13 protein-coding genes are annotated in these 15,619 nt (G+C 40.3%); 5 read left to right on the top strand and 8 right to left on the bottom strand.

Annotation, left to right across the window (positions count from 1 at the left end):
* The first annotated feature begins 162 nt into the window (after positions 1-162).
* From FZF08_RS19925 to FZF08_RS19915, 3 genes are all read left to right on the top strand, one after another.
* Positions 163-1,452, top strand: a complete 1,290-nt coding sequence (locus FZF08_RS19925) for a pitrilysin family protein (protein WP_159472104.1) — start codon at positions 163-165, stop codon at positions 1,450-1,452.
* 205 nt (positions 1,453-1,657) lie between these two features.
* Positions 1,658-2,977, top strand: coding sequence for a metallophosphoesterase family protein (locus tag FZF08_RS19920; protein ID WP_159472101.1), 1,320 nt, complete (start codon positions 1,658-1,660; stop codon positions 2,975-2,977).
* A gap of 30 nt (positions 2,978-3,007) precedes the next feature.
* Positions 3,008-3,934 carry a glycosylase gene (locus tag FZF08_RS19915; protein WP_159472098.1) on the top strand — a complete coding sequence of 309 codons (927 nt, stop codon included), beginning with the start codon at positions 3,008-3,010 and terminating at the stop codon, positions 3,932-3,934.
* A gap of 1,529 nt (positions 3,935-5,463) precedes the next feature.
* Here FZF08_RS19915 and FZF08_RS19910 read toward each other — a convergent pair.
* Both FZF08_RS19910 and FZF08_RS19905 read right to left on the bottom strand, forming a co-directional pair.
* Positions 5,464-5,787 carry a hypothetical protein gene (locus FZF08_RS19910; protein ID WP_159472096.1) on the bottom strand — a complete coding sequence of 108 codons (324 nt, stop codon included), beginning with the start codon at positions 5,785-5,787 and terminating at the stop codon, positions 5,464-5,466.
* A 91-nt stretch (positions 5,788-5,878) separates the two neighbouring features.
* A complete protein-coding gene (locus tag FZF08_RS19905; protein WP_159472094.1) occupies positions 5,879-7,123 on the bottom strand; it encodes a pitrilysin family protein in 1,245 nt (414 codons plus the stop codon).
* Between the two features lie 146 nt (positions 7,124-7,269).
* Here FZF08_RS19905 and FZF08_RS19900 point away from each other — a divergent pair, with 146 nt between their 5' ends.
* A complete protein-coding gene (locus FZF08_RS19900; protein WP_159472091.1) occupies positions 7,270-8,388 on the top strand; it encodes a lipopolysaccharide assembly protein LapB in 1,119 nt (372 codons plus the stop codon).
* Between the two features lie 87 nt (positions 8,389-8,475).
* Here the strand turns inward: FZF08_RS19900 and FZF08_RS19895 are convergent, their stop codons facing one another.
* From FZF08_RS19895 to FZF08_RS19880, 4 genes are all read right to left on the bottom strand, one after another.
* On the bottom strand, positions 8,476-9,618 hold the full coding sequence (locus FZF08_RS19895) for an amidohydrolase family protein (RefSeq protein WP_159472089.1): 1,143 nt from the start codon (positions 9,616-9,618) through the stop codon (positions 8,476-8,478).
* Between the two features lie 37 nt (positions 9,619-9,655).
* Positions 9,656-10,144 (bottom strand): 2-C-methyl-D-erythritol 2,4-cyclodiphosphate synthase, encoded by a 489-nt coding sequence (gene ispF / locus FZF08_RS19890; RefSeq protein WP_159472087.1) that lies wholly within the window; start codon positions 10,142-10,144, stop codon positions 9,656-9,658.
* Between the two features lie 190 nt (positions 10,145-10,334).
* Positions 10,335-10,814, bottom strand: a complete 480-nt coding sequence (locus FZF08_RS19885; protein WP_159472085.1) for a hypothetical protein — start codon at positions 10,812-10,814, stop codon at positions 10,335-10,337.
* Positions 10,815-10,826: 12 nt separating this feature from the next.
* Entirely contained in the window at positions 10,827-11,285 is a 459-nt protein-coding gene (locus tag FZF08_RS19880) for a hypothetical protein (protein WP_159472083.1), read from the bottom strand.
* 349 nt (positions 11,286-11,634) lie between these two features.
* Between FZF08_RS19880 and FZF08_RS19875 the strand changes: the two genes are divergently transcribed.
* Positions 11,635-12,294 (top strand): HAD family phosphatase, encoded by a 660-nt coding sequence (locus tag FZF08_RS19875; RefSeq protein ID WP_159472081.1) that lies wholly within the window; start codon positions 11,635-11,637, stop codon positions 12,292-12,294.
* Positions 12,295-12,687: 393 nt separating this feature from the next.
* Here the strand turns inward: FZF08_RS19875 and FZF08_RS19870 are convergent, their stop codons facing one another.
* Positions 12,688-14,361 (bottom strand): hypothetical protein, encoded by a 1,674-nt coding sequence (locus tag FZF08_RS19870; RefSeq protein WP_159472078.1) that lies wholly within the window; start codon positions 14,359-14,361, stop codon positions 12,688-12,690.
* Entirely contained in the window at positions 14,358-15,578 is a 1,221-nt protein-coding gene (locus tag FZF08_RS19865) for a hypothetical protein (protein ID WP_200837135.1), read from the bottom strand. Before FZF08_RS19865 ends, FZF08_RS19870 begins: the two co-directional genes overlap by 4 nt.
* Positions 15,579-15,619: the final 41 nt, after the last annotated feature.

Raw genomic sequence — 15,619 nt, 5'->3', positions numbered from 1 at the left:
ATCAATTGAATTTTATATAATAAATTGATATACAATTTGTTGTAATGTAAATTGTCGATTACCGACAGCCGGAAGTCCTTAAAAAACTTTCTTTCAAACAAAAGTCTGTAATTTTGCAGACAGTACCGAAAATTATTGACAGGTAATTTGTGTTCATAAGGAATGAAGAGAAATAATATGCATAAACGTGCGAATGCCGAAACTCCCTCACTAGCGTTAACAGAAGAATATAAGTTACATACCTTAGCTAACGGAATTCGCATAGCACACAAACAGGTTCCTTACACGCAGATTGCGCATGTCGGGATTATGCTGGATATTGGAAGTCGCGATGAACAGCCTCATCAGCAGGGGCTGGCTCATTTTTGGGAACATATGGCTTTCAAAGGAACTGAAAAACGGAGTTCATACCATATCATTAACCGTCTTGAAAACGTAGGCGGAGAATTAAACGCGTATACAACCAAGGAAAAAATCTGTTTCCACGCGTCCGTTCTGGACGACCATTTTGATAAAGCCGTTGATTTATTAGCAGACATTGCCTTCCATTCAATTTTCCCGGACAAACAGATTGAACGGGAAAGAAATGTGATTATTGAAGAGATGTCGATGTACAACGATTCTCCGGAAGATGCAATCCAGGATGATTTTGATCAGCTTGTTTTTGCAAACCATGCGTTGGGAAATAATATTTTGGGAACGCCGGAAACGGTTAATTCCTTTGGAAGAGAAGAACTTTTTCAGTTTATCAATGAAAATCTTGATACCGAACAAATCGTAATATCTTCGGTTAGCCGGTTGCCTTTTTCAAAAGTGGTGAAGGTTGCTGAAAAATATCTGGGAAATATTCCTTTCAAAAAAACGACACGTGTTCGTACTGCGCCGGGAAATTATTCACCGATAATTCAGGAAAAAGAGCGCTCGATTACACAAGCACAATGTGCAATGGGCCAGCCTGCGTATGCTCTTGCGGACGACAGACGTTTACCGTTTTTCATGCTCGTAAATTTATTGGGCGGACCGGGAATGAATTCCCGTTTCAACTTATCACTTCGTGAAAAATACGGTTTCGTTTACTCCATTGAAGCAAATTATACTCCTTATCTGGACACCGGATTTTTAGGCGTTTTCTTTGGTACTGAACAAAAACAATTGGCGCGCAGTATTTCATTGATTAACAAAGAATTTAAAAGAATCCGTGAAATTCCATTGTCCACTATTCAATTACATCAAACGAAAGTGCAGCTGATGGGACAATTGGCAATGTCGGAGGAAAGTAATATGAGCTTTATGCTAATGATGGCGAAAAGTTTGCTTGATACTGGCCGGGTGGATACTTTACCGGAAATTTTCTCGGAGATTCAGGAAATCACTTCGGAACAATTGCAGACAATCGCTCAGGATATGTTCAATCCGGAGAATTTTAGTTATCTGACTTTTATTCCTGAGTAATTCGGGATTTTAAATATTGTTGTTGAAAGCAGTTATTGGCGAAAGCTGGTAACTGTTTTTTTATGTCAATTTATCAATATCCCAAAGAAATCCTGATAGCCTGATTCTATCCTCGGGGCGTAATATTAATGTCAGATTTCATGTAACCGGGCGATACAGATTATCGTTTCGCCTGGTTTATTATTCCAATTAAATTGCTTTTAAAATGTTGTTTTCAAACCTGCAATATTCTCTTTCACGAATTTTCTTTGCTGCCTTATTAACGATATCTTTTTTGACGACCAAAGCGCAGTTGGCTACCAATCCATACATTCCTGCCGAATTACCTGATAGAATTATTTTAAACACAACGCAAGATCCTTCTACGTCTATGGCCGTTAACTGGCGGACGCAGGAATCCGTTACTGAAAGTTATGCTGAAATTGCCACGGCAAGTGCCGATCCTCGATTTGTTGAAAAAGTAAAACGGATTAAAGCGACGTCGGAAAAAGTGGTTTTTAATGATACGCCAACGGCAGTTTATCATTCTGTTGTTTTTGATAATCTAATTCCAAATACAAAATACGCCTACCGGGTTGGACAAGGAGAAAATTGGAGTGAGTGGATTCATTTCAACACGGCCGGGAAAGTGGGAGAGAAGTTTTCTTTTCTTTATTATGGTGATGTTCAGGTTAATATTCGTTCTATGTGGTCGCGCGTGGCACGTGAGGCTTATGGAAAAGCACCCGATGCCAAACTTGCGATTTATGCAGGAGATTTGATCAATAAAGCAAATCGTGATGTGGAATGGGGCGACTGGTTTCAGGCGGGCGGTTTTATTCACAGCATGATCCCGGGTTTTCCTACGCCTGGAAATCATGATCATTATGAAGGTCCGGATGGCAAACCGCTAACTTCTGTATTCTGGCGACCTCAATTTACCTTACCTGAAAATGGCCCGGTGGATCTGGAAGAAACCTGTTATTACGCCGATATTCAGGGAACAAGATTTATTTCTCTCAACTCGGACAGAGCGGAGGAATCGGATGAGTATCTGGAAAAACAGCGTGTTTGGGTAGAAAAAGTTCTGGGTAATAATCCTAACAAATGGACGGTCGTGACTTTCCATCATCCGATTTTTTCTCCCAAATCAACCCGTGATAACAAACGGATGCGCGAAACTTTTAAGCCCATTTTTGATAAATATAAAGTGGACCTGGTATTACAAGGTCATGATCATACGTATGCAAGAGGAATGGCGAAAATTCCGATGGCGCAAAAAGGCGCAGTTTCTGGGACAATGTATGTGGTATCGGTAAGCGGTCCTAAAATGACCGATTCAAATGTTGAAAAACGTGACTGGATGGATCGGTCAGCGCTTTATATGCAGTTTTATCACTTGGTTACGATCGATCAGGATAAGCTAAGTTTTGAGACCCTAACGGCCACAGGAGAATTGTACGATGCCTTTGACTTGATCAAACAAAAAGGTAAAATTAACAAACTGATCGACCGGGTACCTCAGAACGTTCAGGAAAGAAGATAAACCAGTTTATAAATTCAAAAAACTGAAAAAATGAAAAAATATATTTTTCTGCTTTTGGCAGGTTTCGCAATGGTTGGCTGGAATGTGCAGGATAAAACCGAGGATAAAGAGAAAAAAGAAACAAAAGAATTTCCTTCTGAAATCGTAGATTTTAAACCTTACGATGGCAATCCGGTTTTCAAAGCAACGGGTGATACCGCAACTTGGGATGAACAAATCCGGGAAAGGGGATTTATTTTGAAAGAAGATAAAACCTACTACATGTGGTATTGTGGATATACTAAAAAAACGGGAAAGGAAATAAAGTACCTGGGACTGGCAACCTCACCGGATGGTTTGAAATGGACGCGTTTTCCAGGTAACCCAATTCATAAAAAGGCCTGGGTGGAAGATATGTTTGTCCTGAAATCAGCCGGAACTTATTATATGTTTGCCGAAAGTAAAGATGACATTGCCAGACTATTTACTTCAAAAGATAAAATTAACTGGGACGATAAAGGTGCGCTGGATATTCGTCTGAAAAATGGAAATCCGATTTCAAAAGGCCCGTTTGGAACACCGGCGGTTTGGAAAGAAGGTGATACCTGGTATTTGTTTTATGAAAGAAATGATTCGGATGTTTGGCTGGCAACGTCAAAAGATTTGAAAGTCTGGACGAATGTGCAGGATGAGCCGGTGTTAACCTCCGGTCCGGAAACGTATGATAAATTCGCTGTTGCCTTCAATCAGGTTATCAAATACAAAGGATTGTACTACGCCTATTACCATGCTTCCGCTTTCAAAGACTGGCATGAATGGACGACAAATGTGGCAGTATCAAAAGATTTGATACATTGGAAGAAATATGATAGAAACCCGATTTTGAAGGGAAATAAATCAAGCGGATTTACGGTGAATGACGGAAAGGAATTCAGGTTTTATACAATGCATCCGGAGGTGAATGTTTATTTTCACTAATTGATATTTATCTGGTTGCTACAATTATTTCGGTACGCTGTACCTTCCCCGGTTGCGTAGTTATAGGTACAGCTACAAATATTTCAGTGCTCTGCACCTTTTAATAGAAGGGCGCAGGGTCCGAAATATTTATAGCAAAGCAATAGTCCGTTACCATAGAAAGGTGCAGAGCACCACAATATTTGTAGCCAGAGAATAATCCGTTACCATAGAAAGGTGCAGGGCACCACAATATTTGTAGCCAGAGAATAATCCGTTAGCATAGAAAGGTGCAGAGCACCACAATATTTGTAGCCAGCGAATAGTTCGTTTCGATAGAAAGGTGCAGAGCACCACAATATTTGTAGCCAGCGAATAGTTCGTTACGATAGAAAGGTGCAGAGCACCACAATATTTGTAGCCAGAGAATAATCCGTTACGATAGAAGGTGCAGAGCACCGCAATATTTGTAGCCAGAGAATAATCCGTTACCATAGAAAGGTGCAGAGTACCGCAATATTTGTAGCCAGAGAATAATCCGTTAGCATAGAAAGGTGCAGAGCACCACAATATTTGTAGCCAGCGAATAGTTCGTTACGATAGAAAGGTGCAGAGCACCACAATATTTGTAGCCAGCGAATAGTTCGTTACGATAGAAAGGTGCAGAGCACCGCAATATTTGTAGCCAGAAGAATAGTTCGTCACGATAGAAAGGTGCAGAGCACCGCAATATTTGTAGCCAGCGAATAATCCGTTACGATAGAAGGGTGCAGAGCACCACAATATTTGTAGCCAGAGAATAGTCCGTTACGATAGAAAGGTGCAGAGCACCACAATATTTGTAGCCAGCGAATAGTCCGTTACGATAGAAAGGTGCAGAGCACCGCAATATTTGTAGCCAGAAGAATAGTTCGTCACGATAGAAAGGTGCAGAGCACCGCAATATTTGTAGCCAGCGAATAGTCCGTTACGATAGAAAGGTGCGGAGCACCATAATATTTGTAGCCAGAGAATAATCCGTTACGATAGAAAGGTGCAGAGCACTGCAATATTTGTAGCCAGGAGAATAGTCCGTTACCATAGAAAGGTGCAGAGCACCACAATATTTGTAGCCAGCGAATAGTCCGTTACCATAGAAAGGTGCAGAGCACCGCAATATTTGTAGCCAGAAGAATAGTTCGTCACGATAGAAAGGTGCAGAGCACCGCAATATTTGTAGCCAGAGAATAGTCCGTTACTATAGAAAGGTGCGGAGCACCATAATATTTGTAGCCAGAGAATAATCCGTTACGATAGAAAGGTGCAGAGCACTGCAATATTTGTAGCCAGGAGAATAGTCCGTTACCATAGAAAGGTGCAGAGCACCTCAATATTTGTAGCCAGAGAATAGTCCGTTACCATAGAAAGGTGCAGAGCACCGCAATATTTGTAGCGAGGAAAATAGTCCGTTGTTATACCACGGTGCAGAGCACCGCAATATTTGTAGCATGGAAATAACTCGTTATATGTCAAAGGTGCAGAGCACAGTAATGTTATCGACAAATAACCTATTACTTATTCTTCTTCAATATCGACGCCACCTGATCAAAATCTTTGGACAGAAACAACTTATATAAATCCTCTATTTCTGCCCAGGTTTTAAATTGAGCTTTGATCTCTTCATTTTCGTCATCTTCCAGTGTCCCGACAACGGTCAGGTCTTTGTGTGCTTCCAGGATTATTTCAGAATTTCCCTTAAAAATGCCGACCCAGAAAGAAGCTGGTTCTTCTTCTGATTCTATCGTTTCAGCAATGATTTCTTCAATATCTTCCATGGTCACATCATCAATGGATTCGCCCCAGGACGTTTGCAGATAAGTTTCTGGTATAGACATGGTATTTGTTTTGATACAATAAAAATGAATAAGAGATTGAAATAAGACAGAAACCTTATTACAATCTCTTAATTAAAAAGGAAATTAATTTCTAAACACTTTCTTCCGCCCGGTAATAAAGTGTCGATCCATTTTCCGGTCTCAGAATGTTTTTTGCAGCTTCGTGTAAATCTTCTGATTTCATATTTCTGATTATCTCGGCATCTTCATTTGCCCAGTCTACATTTCCTGCGTTGGCAGCAAATGCCAGGTTCATAGCCCGGTTCAAAAGCTCTACTTCTGAAAATGCAAGTGTCGCTTCGGTCTGATTTTTCACTTTCGTTACTTCTTCATCCGTCGCACCTTTTGACACAATTTCTTTTAGTAATTCTTTCACTGCTTCATCTGCTTCTTCCAAAGTGACACCCGGATTCAGGTTTCCTTTGATCAAAAGCAGTCCCGGATCAAGAGACGAAGTTGTACTTGCGCTGATGCTGTTGAAAAGTGGTTTATCTTTCAAAAGTGCTTTATACAAACGTGAAGATTTTCCTCTTCCTAAAATATCGCTCATCAAATCAGAAGCATAAAAATGATCTTCATACCGGCCAGGCATATGGAAAACTTTTACAAGTGAATCAAGCGGTACGGCCGCAGAAGTTTCCAGATGGCGCGCTTCGTTTTGCTTTGGTTCTTTTTCCAAATTCCTTACGTAAGGAGCACCGGCAGGAATTCCTTCAAACCATTTTTTTGCAAGTTGTTTAATCTGTTCCAGTTTCACAGCTCCGGCAACAACCATTACTGCATTATTCGGACGATAAAAACGCCAGAAAAATGCCTGGACATCTTCCATCGTCGCGCGTTCGATGTGGTCAATATCTTTCCCAATGGTTGCCCAGCGATACGGATGTTTCTGATAAGCAAGTGGCCGTAATTTTAACCACATATCACCATAAGGCTGATTTAAATAACGCTGTTTGAATTCCTCAATCACCACTTTGCGCTGTACTTCCAGCACATTCGGGTCAAAGGACAAACTCATCATCCGGTCGGATTCAAGCCAGAAAGCAGTTTCAACATTATCTGCCGGTAATGTTATGTAGTAATTTGTAATGTCGGGTGAAGTAAAAGCGTTGTTTTCACCTCCAACCGTTTGAACCGGAATATCATAATTCGGAATGTTTTTGGAACCCCCAAACATCAAATGTTCAAAAAGATGTGCAAATCCTGTACGCTCCTCATCTTCATCCCGTGAACCTACATTATATAAAATATTGACCGCCGCCATCGGGGTCGAGAAGTCTTCATGCACATATATTTTCAGACCATTGTCCAGCGTAAAATGCTCGTATCGAATCATAAAATCAAATCAATTAATGGTAACGGCACGGTTCTTTCCAAAATAAAAATCTGGTAAGAAACCCGTACGCAGGTTTTGTGGTTATGAACAAAGCTAATGCTCAGGTGGGATTCCACCAAACCATTTATACTGATATCCTGATAGTCATGAAATTTACTTTGCAGTTTTGTTTTTTATTTGTCTTATTTATTACAATTCCCAAGCCGTCAAAGGCGCAATTACTAAGTGATCCTGTAACACTTAAACTGGTTCAAAAAGGTCTCGATCATATTTATAATTACGAATATGCCGAAGCCAATGCAGTATTAAATCAGGTTGAGAAAAAATATCCTAATCACCCCGTTTCCTACATTCTTGATTCATTTGTCATGTACTGGCAATATCTTCCAATCAAGGACAATCCTACGAAATCGAAGGAATACATCAGCAAATTAAATCAGTGTCTGGATGCGATTACCAAAAAATATGGTAAAGACAGCAAAGATCCGGAAGCTGTTTTTTACACCATTGTTGCCAGAGGTTATATTGCCATGATGTACAACTACAATGGTGAATTAATGAGTGCGGCCGGCGAAGCTAAAAAAGCTTATAACGCCTTAATCACCGGATTGAAATTAACCGAGAGAAATCCTGAGTTTTATTTCACCTCCGGGATGTATAACTATTATGTTGAATACTATCCGGAAGATCATGGAATGGTTAAGCCTTTGATGATTTTTTTCAAAAACGGAGATAAAGCTTTGGGTTTAAAACAAATCGATATTGCTACGCGTCAGGGTGTTATTACAAAAGCCGAAGCTTGTTTTTATTTGTCTCATATTTATCTGGAACACGAATCAAACTTTCCCAAAGCGCTTACCTACACGCAAAAACTCGCAAGCTGGTATCCTGAAAATCATATTTTCAATATGATTAATACGGAAACTTTACTATTAACCGGTCGATATGATGAGGCAGGAAAGGGGATGGAGAAATTGAAAGCCAATAACAAAGGATTCTATCCAATCGCCTACAATACTTTTCAGGGAATCATTTTTGAAAAGGGTACAAAGAATGACAGCGCGGCGCAGAAATCATATTTAACGGCCCTTCGTACCCCTCACGACGATCAGTACACCCGCGAATATTATGCCATGGCATACGCCGGTTTAGCACGTATTGCAAACAGAGCGGGAGATAAAGGCAAAGCGAGACAATACTATAAAAAGGCGCTGGAAAAAGCGGAATACAAATCGATTATTAAGGAAGCGAAAGCCTTTAAATAATTGTTAATTGTTAAGGCCGGGTCGCCAGTGCGATTAATTGTTAATAAAAAAAGAGGTTGCCGAAAATTTCGGCAACCTCTTTTTTTATTATTTTGGGAATTGGGATTTGTCTAATCCTGGAATGATATTCAGTGCGTTTTTGTAATATAGCTTTTTCAAGACTTCATCAGAAAGTCCCATGCCGTACATACGCCAGAAGGCATGGTATTTTTTGTGGTAAGGGAAATATTCATCTTCGGTTTCAAGTACTCTGAAATAGGTACTGTATTCGGAAGGAACCCAGCTGTCTTTTCCGAACAAAACCCGGTCTTGCCATTTGTCGAAGAACTTTTTTGCTGCTCTGGGCTGACGTCCGAGTTCAGCAATTACAGCTCCGATTTCAACATACATATTTGGGAAAACAATCATCAAGCTATCCAGCTTTTTCAGATTGTTTGGATACCAGCCCATGTGCGCATTGATGAATATCGTTTTTGGATTATCTCTAAAAATCTTGTGTTGTTCAGAAATAAGCGAATCAAAAGGTACGGGGTCATTTGGACCACGGCGACGTCCCGGATGCGTTTTTAATTCCAGCCAACGTTCGTTGTAACGGTCCATCGGATCCCAGAAAGACGGTACATCCGCCGTGTGAATCAAAACCGGAATTTTCAGTTCACCGCATTTTTTCCAAACCGGATCCAGGCGCGGGTCACTTACGGCAACGCGGTTTCCTTTGTCATCTTTAATCCCGCTGAAACCTAAACTTTTGTAAATCTTCAAACCTTTGGCGCCCATTTTGACGTCGGCTTCCAATTGTTTGACCGCTTTTTCCGTCCAGTCTTTATCTCCAAATCCTTTGAATTGAAGATTGGTGAAAACGGCAATCCGCTTCGGCTCATTTTTGGCAATATTTTCAATTGATCCTTTCAAAGTGGCCGTTCCTTCCTCCCAATTGTCACTCCACCCACGTCCGCTCAAATTGACCATAATACCCATATTCAGACTGTCCATTTGCGCAACCAGAAATTTTAGATCCTGTGTCGGCATTTGATACTGATGATTGTGCACATCAATAAATGGAAATTTAGCGCGTCTGAGTTTGTGTTCTTCAACCTTTAAAGTCGACACAGGATCGTATTCTTCAAAACCTAGCGGTTCAATGGCGTTTTGTGCTTTTGCATTTTCTACAAACGCTCCAAAAGTAAAAGCAAACGATAAAGAGAAAAGTAGAGGTCTGATTAATTTCATAGGAATGGTTTTGAAAATTAGTCGAAAGAAAAGCAGATTACTTTTCAGGTTTATATATCAAGGCAACACAATGTGCGGCAATTCCTTCTTCTCTTCCAACAAAACCTAAATGCTCGGACGTTGTTGCTTTGATAGAAATATCTTCTTCCGAAACGTTCATAACCTGTGAAAGACAAGTTTTCATTTCTGGAATATGCGGGTTTAATTTTGGTCTTTGAAGAATAATGGTAACATCGACGTTCCCAACCTCAAAACCTTTTTCGCGAATCATTTCCAATACTTTTGACAGCAACACTTTGCTGTCGACGCCTTTCCACTTTGGATCCGTATCGGAAAAATGAAAGCCAATATTGCGCATATTAGCCGCACCCAGAAGTGCATCACAAAGCACATGGCAAACTACGTCGGCATCAGAATGGCCTTTTGCGCCGTGTGTATGAGGAATTATAATACCGCCAAGCCAAAACGGACGGTCTTCAACTAATTGATGAACATCATAACCTTGTCCAATCCGAAAAGGAAACATGTGAAATTTGATTAATAAATAGTAGCCGCAAGTTGGTGATTGAATTTGTTAAAGACAACCTCCGTCCGACGGTTTTTTATATTCTCATGGGTAGAAAACAAATTTATACGCTAATGCCAATTGGGAAGGCAGAAAAAAATCCCTGCGATTTGGAAAAGGCAGGGATTTTAAATTCTTATTACTAATCAGATTATCTTTTTGGAGAAGCAATTTCCGTCCGGAGCTTTTGGATTTCGTCCTCCTGGCTTGCAGCTTTAAAATAATAGTAAAGTCCTGTGATCAGAAATACTTTTGAAAGTATAAAAACAGCCACAAAAGCCGGACGCCACCATTTGTGGACTTTTATATAGGTATCGTTAACTTCAATGTCAAGGTAATTGTCTTTTTTAACCGTGTTATCCTTCGGCATATCATAGTAAGTATGATTTCCTTTTTTCGTAACATCTGTTTTATTACTTCTGAATTGCACAATTTCTCTTACATCTGCAGGAGGCGGAACTGCACTCTGAAGGAAATAATTTTGAATGTTTTTTTCAAAACGCACTAAATATTCGGAAATTTCTGAATGCGTCATCACCATCTGATTTACCTGATGCTGCTCTTCGTCCGTGCTCATGCCAAGCAAGTAAGATTCCAGTATACCGCTCTCAATAAATTGTTGAGTTTTCAAAGTGTGATATAGTTATGCGTTTGTAGATTTGAAAAATTCGTGAAATGCTTTGAGCACTTCTGATTTCGAAATTTTTAATTTTTCAGCAACTTCATCTGGTGAATATCCCTGACGAAACGCAAGGTCAAAAATTACTTCAGGAGTATTTTCCTTTATTGAATGTCCATTATCTCCGCTGAAAGGTGCAAGGGTCATTAATTTTCTTTTGGCTTCAACTGCTTTTGCCCTGGCCAGTTTAATAACGCAGACGGCAAAGGTAAACGGGTAACTATTACAAGATTGCAGAAGCGGAGATGAAAAAACACTAACCAGGATTTCCTGAGCTAAGTGTGGCTGTGGTACTATCTGCAAAATAATTCCATAGGCCATTGCCCCATATTGGTCATATACTTCAATAGTAGTCAGAGGGACAGAATTTTTCGTCACTACCTGTTGACCAGAATTATCATTTACACGTTCAAGTTCATTCATAATTAACGCTGACTTTTAACGGATAGAGATTTATGGGGTGAGATGATAACTTTGAAGGTGATGGTTAGTAAAGTAAAATCTTATCCCGGTGAGAAATATTTGATCGTAGCTGTTTAATTATTTTATACTGTAATTAACAAGGCTAAATTAAAAAGTTCTATGGATAAATCATTATAAAACTTGTCATTTGGTTAATTATGTTTCATAAAATGCTTTAATTATCCTAGAAATAAAGAATCCATAGATTTTTTTTATTTCTTATTATTTGAAATTAATACTTAAAAAGTAACTTAACCGGGTCAAATTTAACCTGGTATAATGTAAATATCCTATATAGTACCTTTGCCTTATGAAAAAACAAATTGCAGTTATATTCGACATGGACGGTGTGATCGTTCATACTAATCCTTACCATTCCAAAGCTTTTCGTGAATTTTTTTCGGTCCGAAATCTGTCTCCCACAGATGAAGATTTCGCTCAGCATATGTTTGGTAAAAGCAATAGTTACATTCTATCGCATTTTCTGGAAAGGACTATTGAGGGAGAGGAACTTCGGATAATGGAAGATGAAAAGGAAAGTTTGTTCCGGAAAATATATGAGCCATACATCGATCCTATTACCGGTATCATTTCTTTCATTGATGATTTATATCAAAATGGAATAAAACTTGGCGTGGCAACTTCTGCTCCGGTAGCGAATCTTAATTTGGTTTTTAGCAAAGTGCCATTGCGGGATAAAATGGGATCAATTCTGGCCAGTGAGGATGTGAAAAAACATAAGCCAGATCCTGAGGTATATCTTACTTCGGCTAAAAACCTCGGTGTTTCTCCTGATGATTGTGTCGTTTTTGAAGATTCTTTTTCAGGAGTTTCCGCTGCGCTGAATGCTGGTATGAAGGTGGTTGGCGTGCTTACCTCTCATACTATTGAGGAATTGCCGCCTTGTAATTTGTATATTAAGGATTATTCCGAAATTTCGTTTGAAAAGGTTTTAGAGCTATTTGTATAAAATTTCTTCAGATTTCGTTCGGGCGACCCTCGTGGTCGCCCTGTTCGAATTATCCGGAATGGTGGATTGATTAAATTCTGGTGGTCGCCCTGTTCGAATTATCCGGAATGGTGGATTGATTAAATTCTGGTGGTCGCCCTGTTCGAATTATCCGGAATGGTTGATTGATTAAATACTGGTGGTCGCCCTGTTCGAATTATCCGGAATGGTTGATTAATTAAATACTGGGGTGGTCGCCGATTTCGAATTATCCGGAATGGTTGATTGATTAAATACTGGTGGTCGCCCTGTTCGAATTATCAATAAATCCAGAATTATCCGGAATTTCAAATTATCCGTAATTATGGATCGGAAGAATATCAGGTGGTTTCCGGGCAACCACGAGGGTTGCCCCTACCTCGCGGCCGTGGCCCCAACGGATTCTTCAACGCGAACATCAAACGCGCCCGTTAAAACCTGGCCATTTCTTTTAACCTGAAGAAATATTCGATACCGTCCACTTTTAGGGAATGAATACGGAAAAGAAATCCGGTTGCTATGATCCATAGCGTTCATTGCTCCGGTTTCATTCAACTTATACATGCCCATTTCGGTCATCAATAATTCTTCTCTATCAGCGGTAGGCATTGCTTTTAACCTGGAAAGATAACGATCAACACTATCACGGAAAATGACCGGTGATGGCCTTTGCATGATTTTCGTTGTATCGGTCAATCGGTTTTTTAAGGTTTGTTCCGCTGCCATCGCAAATGTACCAGAAGGATGCAAATGAATATAAACTGAGCCGTCTGACCGCAAAACAGCCACATGTCCCATCATGCCCAGATAAGGTTCAGGGAAAGTTGGTGTACCATCTGGATTAAATATCTCAAAGTTTAACAAATAAGGTTTCCCGGCTTCCAGCGGTTTATCCGGTTTTCCTTCCCAAATCGCATACGAACTATCTTTAAAAATAGTTTTCGTTCCAGGCTTTCCGCAGATCACCACGTTTTCATCCAACGGAATTTTCCCCGGAGAATTAATGGCATCCGTAACAACATAGGTATCTTCTTCGGCTGTTTTCTTTATTTCGCGGCCTTTTGCAAGTTGTTCTGGGATTTCCAAAGTATCCACGATGGTTTCGGCAAAACCTGAGTATTGAACCACATCCGCATACATAAGATATTTCCCGGCGGGCAGATTGGGTAAGTAAGCCTGGAAAGTTACACTGTCCTTTCGTTCGGGATGAATGTGCGCGAACGCGTCCAAACCGGGAGTGCGTACGAGGAAAACGTGCATCAGTTTTCCGTGATCAGGAATTAAGGTACTTAACATGGCGCCTCGTTTCTTTTCTTGCCAGCCAGTGGTATCAATTTTTAGTTGAAAAATCCGCTGTCCGTCTTCACTACTAACCGACGAATTCCCTTTTAATGCCTTGTAAATATTTTTGTTATAACGAGCTGCCCAACTATTCCACCAACTGCTTCCGCCAAACAAAATTAATGCGCAGACAAACGCTGCGATACCCATATTCATCCATCTTTTTCTTTTTTGTTTGGATGATAAAACTTCGCCCGGACGAAGCAATCCGTCGCTTACACTGGCGCCAATGGCTGTGATCATTAACAAAAAGAGAAGAATTCCAAGTAAGGAAAGACCAAATCCCAGTCCTTTCGGCATTACACTCTGGGCGGTAGAAACTGCTACAACCGGAACAATAAATTCTCCTTTTCCGTCCTTGCCGGAGATTTCAATCTGTACACTGGAAGACCCACTTTGCATAAGCCAAACCACTCCCTGGAATTGTCCGGGTTGACCAGGAACTGGGTGAATTTCGTCCGCAGATGGAGCACCCTGACTTCCAAAACGGTATGTAATGGGCCGGGCTAGAACTTTCTGAGGATCTCCATTTTCAACAAAAACAGTAATTCGGGCCGTTCCCGGGATGACTTCCGGAGGTGTTATATCAATTAAAACTTTGTATGGACCGGCCTGCCCTTGAAGAAGTACGCCTGAACTTCCAACATGCGCAGAGGAAATCTGAACGGAAAACAGGAACAGAATTATTAAGTAAATTAGTTTTTTCATCGTTGAATTTTATTCATCCAGTTTCCCCATTTCAAACCAATACGTGTAGATATAAGGCTGCTGACCAAAGCAATTGCCAATCCTTTAATTAATTCAGGAGTAGTATCAAGCGCCCAATCAGGAAATTTATAACGAAATTCCCAGTCCGGGTTACTTCCAAAATACCAGTAATGACTTCCGAAAAACCAGTTTCTTGCATGTGGTGATTCAACCAGGAATGTTCCGGCATTCCATTGCGCTACAAAAAATGTAAGAAGAAATGCAGTTCCGAGAATTAATGACAAAATCCAGTCGTTCAGATAAGCAAATTTGTTTCTTAAAATATCTGCGAAAAATGCCGGAACAATTAATAATAAGGGGAACTTAAATCCCTGGTAATGGTCGATATGATTAACAATTGGCCCGAGTTTTGGCTCTGCCGGGAAGAGTGGAATGATCCAAAGTGTCAGTAACATCAGCAAACTGTAAATCGCCGTCACAGCGGTAATGGTCCATTTGTTTTTCACAGCTTTTCCCAAAGCCATCAGGTAAAAAGGAAACACGATAGAAGCAACAATGTAAAAGTCTGATTTGTGCGTATTGCGTATTCCCATTTCTTCGGAAAGTAGCGTATACCACATCGTCAATAAAAATCCGGCCGAAAGTGAAAACAGCCAGAATAAGATCTTATTGATGTTTTTCTTCTTTTCAGGATTTTCGTTAAAAAAGAGTTTATTCTGATTTTTCAATGAAATAACACTGATCATTGCACCAAACTGGACGCTGATAATTCCCAAAGCCAAAATCGTATGAGGCGGAGAAAGAATGGTAATATCCAAACCGTAGGTATTATGCCACCAGTCGTCAAATGGTGCAGAAGTAAGCATGGCCAAGGCTCCCCAAACACAGAATAATTGCCCCAAAGAACTATAAAAAAAGCCCCACACTTTTACACTTTTACTTTTTTCGATTGGGTTTCCCCAAAATGTAACCCGTAATATTTCATACCCTGAAAATATTCCTGAAACGACTGCGCCGAGATAAATGATCAAATGTGGTGGAGAAAAAAGTCCGTCGCGCCCGATACTCATGTGCCAGCAAATATCCCAGATCAATCCGGTGATGACGCAAAAGGAAGAAAATACGGTAGCGAAAATATAAAATGGAATTCCCTGGTTGCCGTGCAATGCAATGACGCGCGCAGGCGGAACAGGCGGTGGACCTAATGTATTTTCCATTTAATTTTACGGGGGTTGGAGGTAATTTATTAATAAGCCAT

The sequence above is a fragment of the Dyadobacter sp. 3J3 genome (assembly GCF_009801115.1).
Taxonomy (GTDB): domain Bacteria; phylum Bacteroidota; class Bacteroidia; order Cytophagales; family Spirosomataceae; genus Dyadobacter.
Note: the sequence above shows the minus strand (reverse complement) of the source record. Positions and strands in the feature narration are given on the sequence as shown.

What these genes read in the sequence shown, in the direction of transcription:
- FZF08_RS19900 (WP_159472091.1), top strand. Translation starts at nt 7,270, where the DNA reads ATGAAATTTACTTTGCAGTTTTGTTTTTTATTTGTCTTATTTATTACA.
- ispF (WP_159472087.1), bottom strand. Translation starts at nt 10,144, where the DNA reads ATGTTTCCTTTTCGGATTGGACAAGGTTATGATGTTCATCAATTAGTT.
- FZF08_RS19880 (WP_159472083.1), bottom strand. Translation starts at nt 11,285, where the DNA reads ATGAATGAACTTGAACGTGTAAATGATAATTCTGGTCAACAGGTAGTG.
- FZF08_RS19875 (WP_159472081.1), top strand. Translation starts at nt 11,635, where the DNA reads ATGAAAAAACAAATTGCAGTTATATTCGACATGGACGGTGTGATCGTT.
- FZF08_RS19865 (WP_200837135.1), bottom strand. Translation starts at nt 15,578, where the DNA reads ATGGAAAATACATTAGGTCCACCGCCTGTTCCGCCTGCGCGCGTCATT.
- FZF08_RS19925 (WP_159472104.1), top strand. Translation starts at nt 163, where the DNA reads ATGAAGAGAAATAATATGCATAAACGTGCGAATGCCGAAACTCCCTCA.
- FZF08_RS19870 (WP_159472078.1), bottom strand. Translation starts at nt 14,361, where the DNA reads ATGAAAAAACTAATTTACTTAATAATTCTGTTCCTGTTTTCCGTTCAG.
- FZF08_RS19920 (WP_159472101.1), top strand. Translation starts at nt 1,658, where the DNA reads ATGTTGTTTTCAAACCTGCAATATTCTCTTTCACGAATTTTCTTTGCT.
- FZF08_RS19915 (WP_159472098.1), top strand. Translation starts at nt 3,008, where the DNA reads ATGAAAAAATATATTTTTCTGCTTTTGGCAGGTTTCGCAATGGTTGGC.
- FZF08_RS19905 (WP_159472094.1), bottom strand. Translation starts at nt 7,123, where the DNA reads ATGATTCGATACGAGCATTTTACGCTGGACAATGGTCTGAAAATATAT.
- FZF08_RS19895 (WP_159472089.1), bottom strand. Translation starts at nt 9,618, where the DNA reads ATGAAATTAATCAGACCTCTACTTTTCTCTTTATCGTTTGCTTTTACT.
- FZF08_RS19910 (WP_159472096.1), bottom strand. Translation starts at nt 5,787, where the DNA reads ATGTCTATACCAGAAACTTATCTGCAAACGTCCTGGGGCGAATCCATT.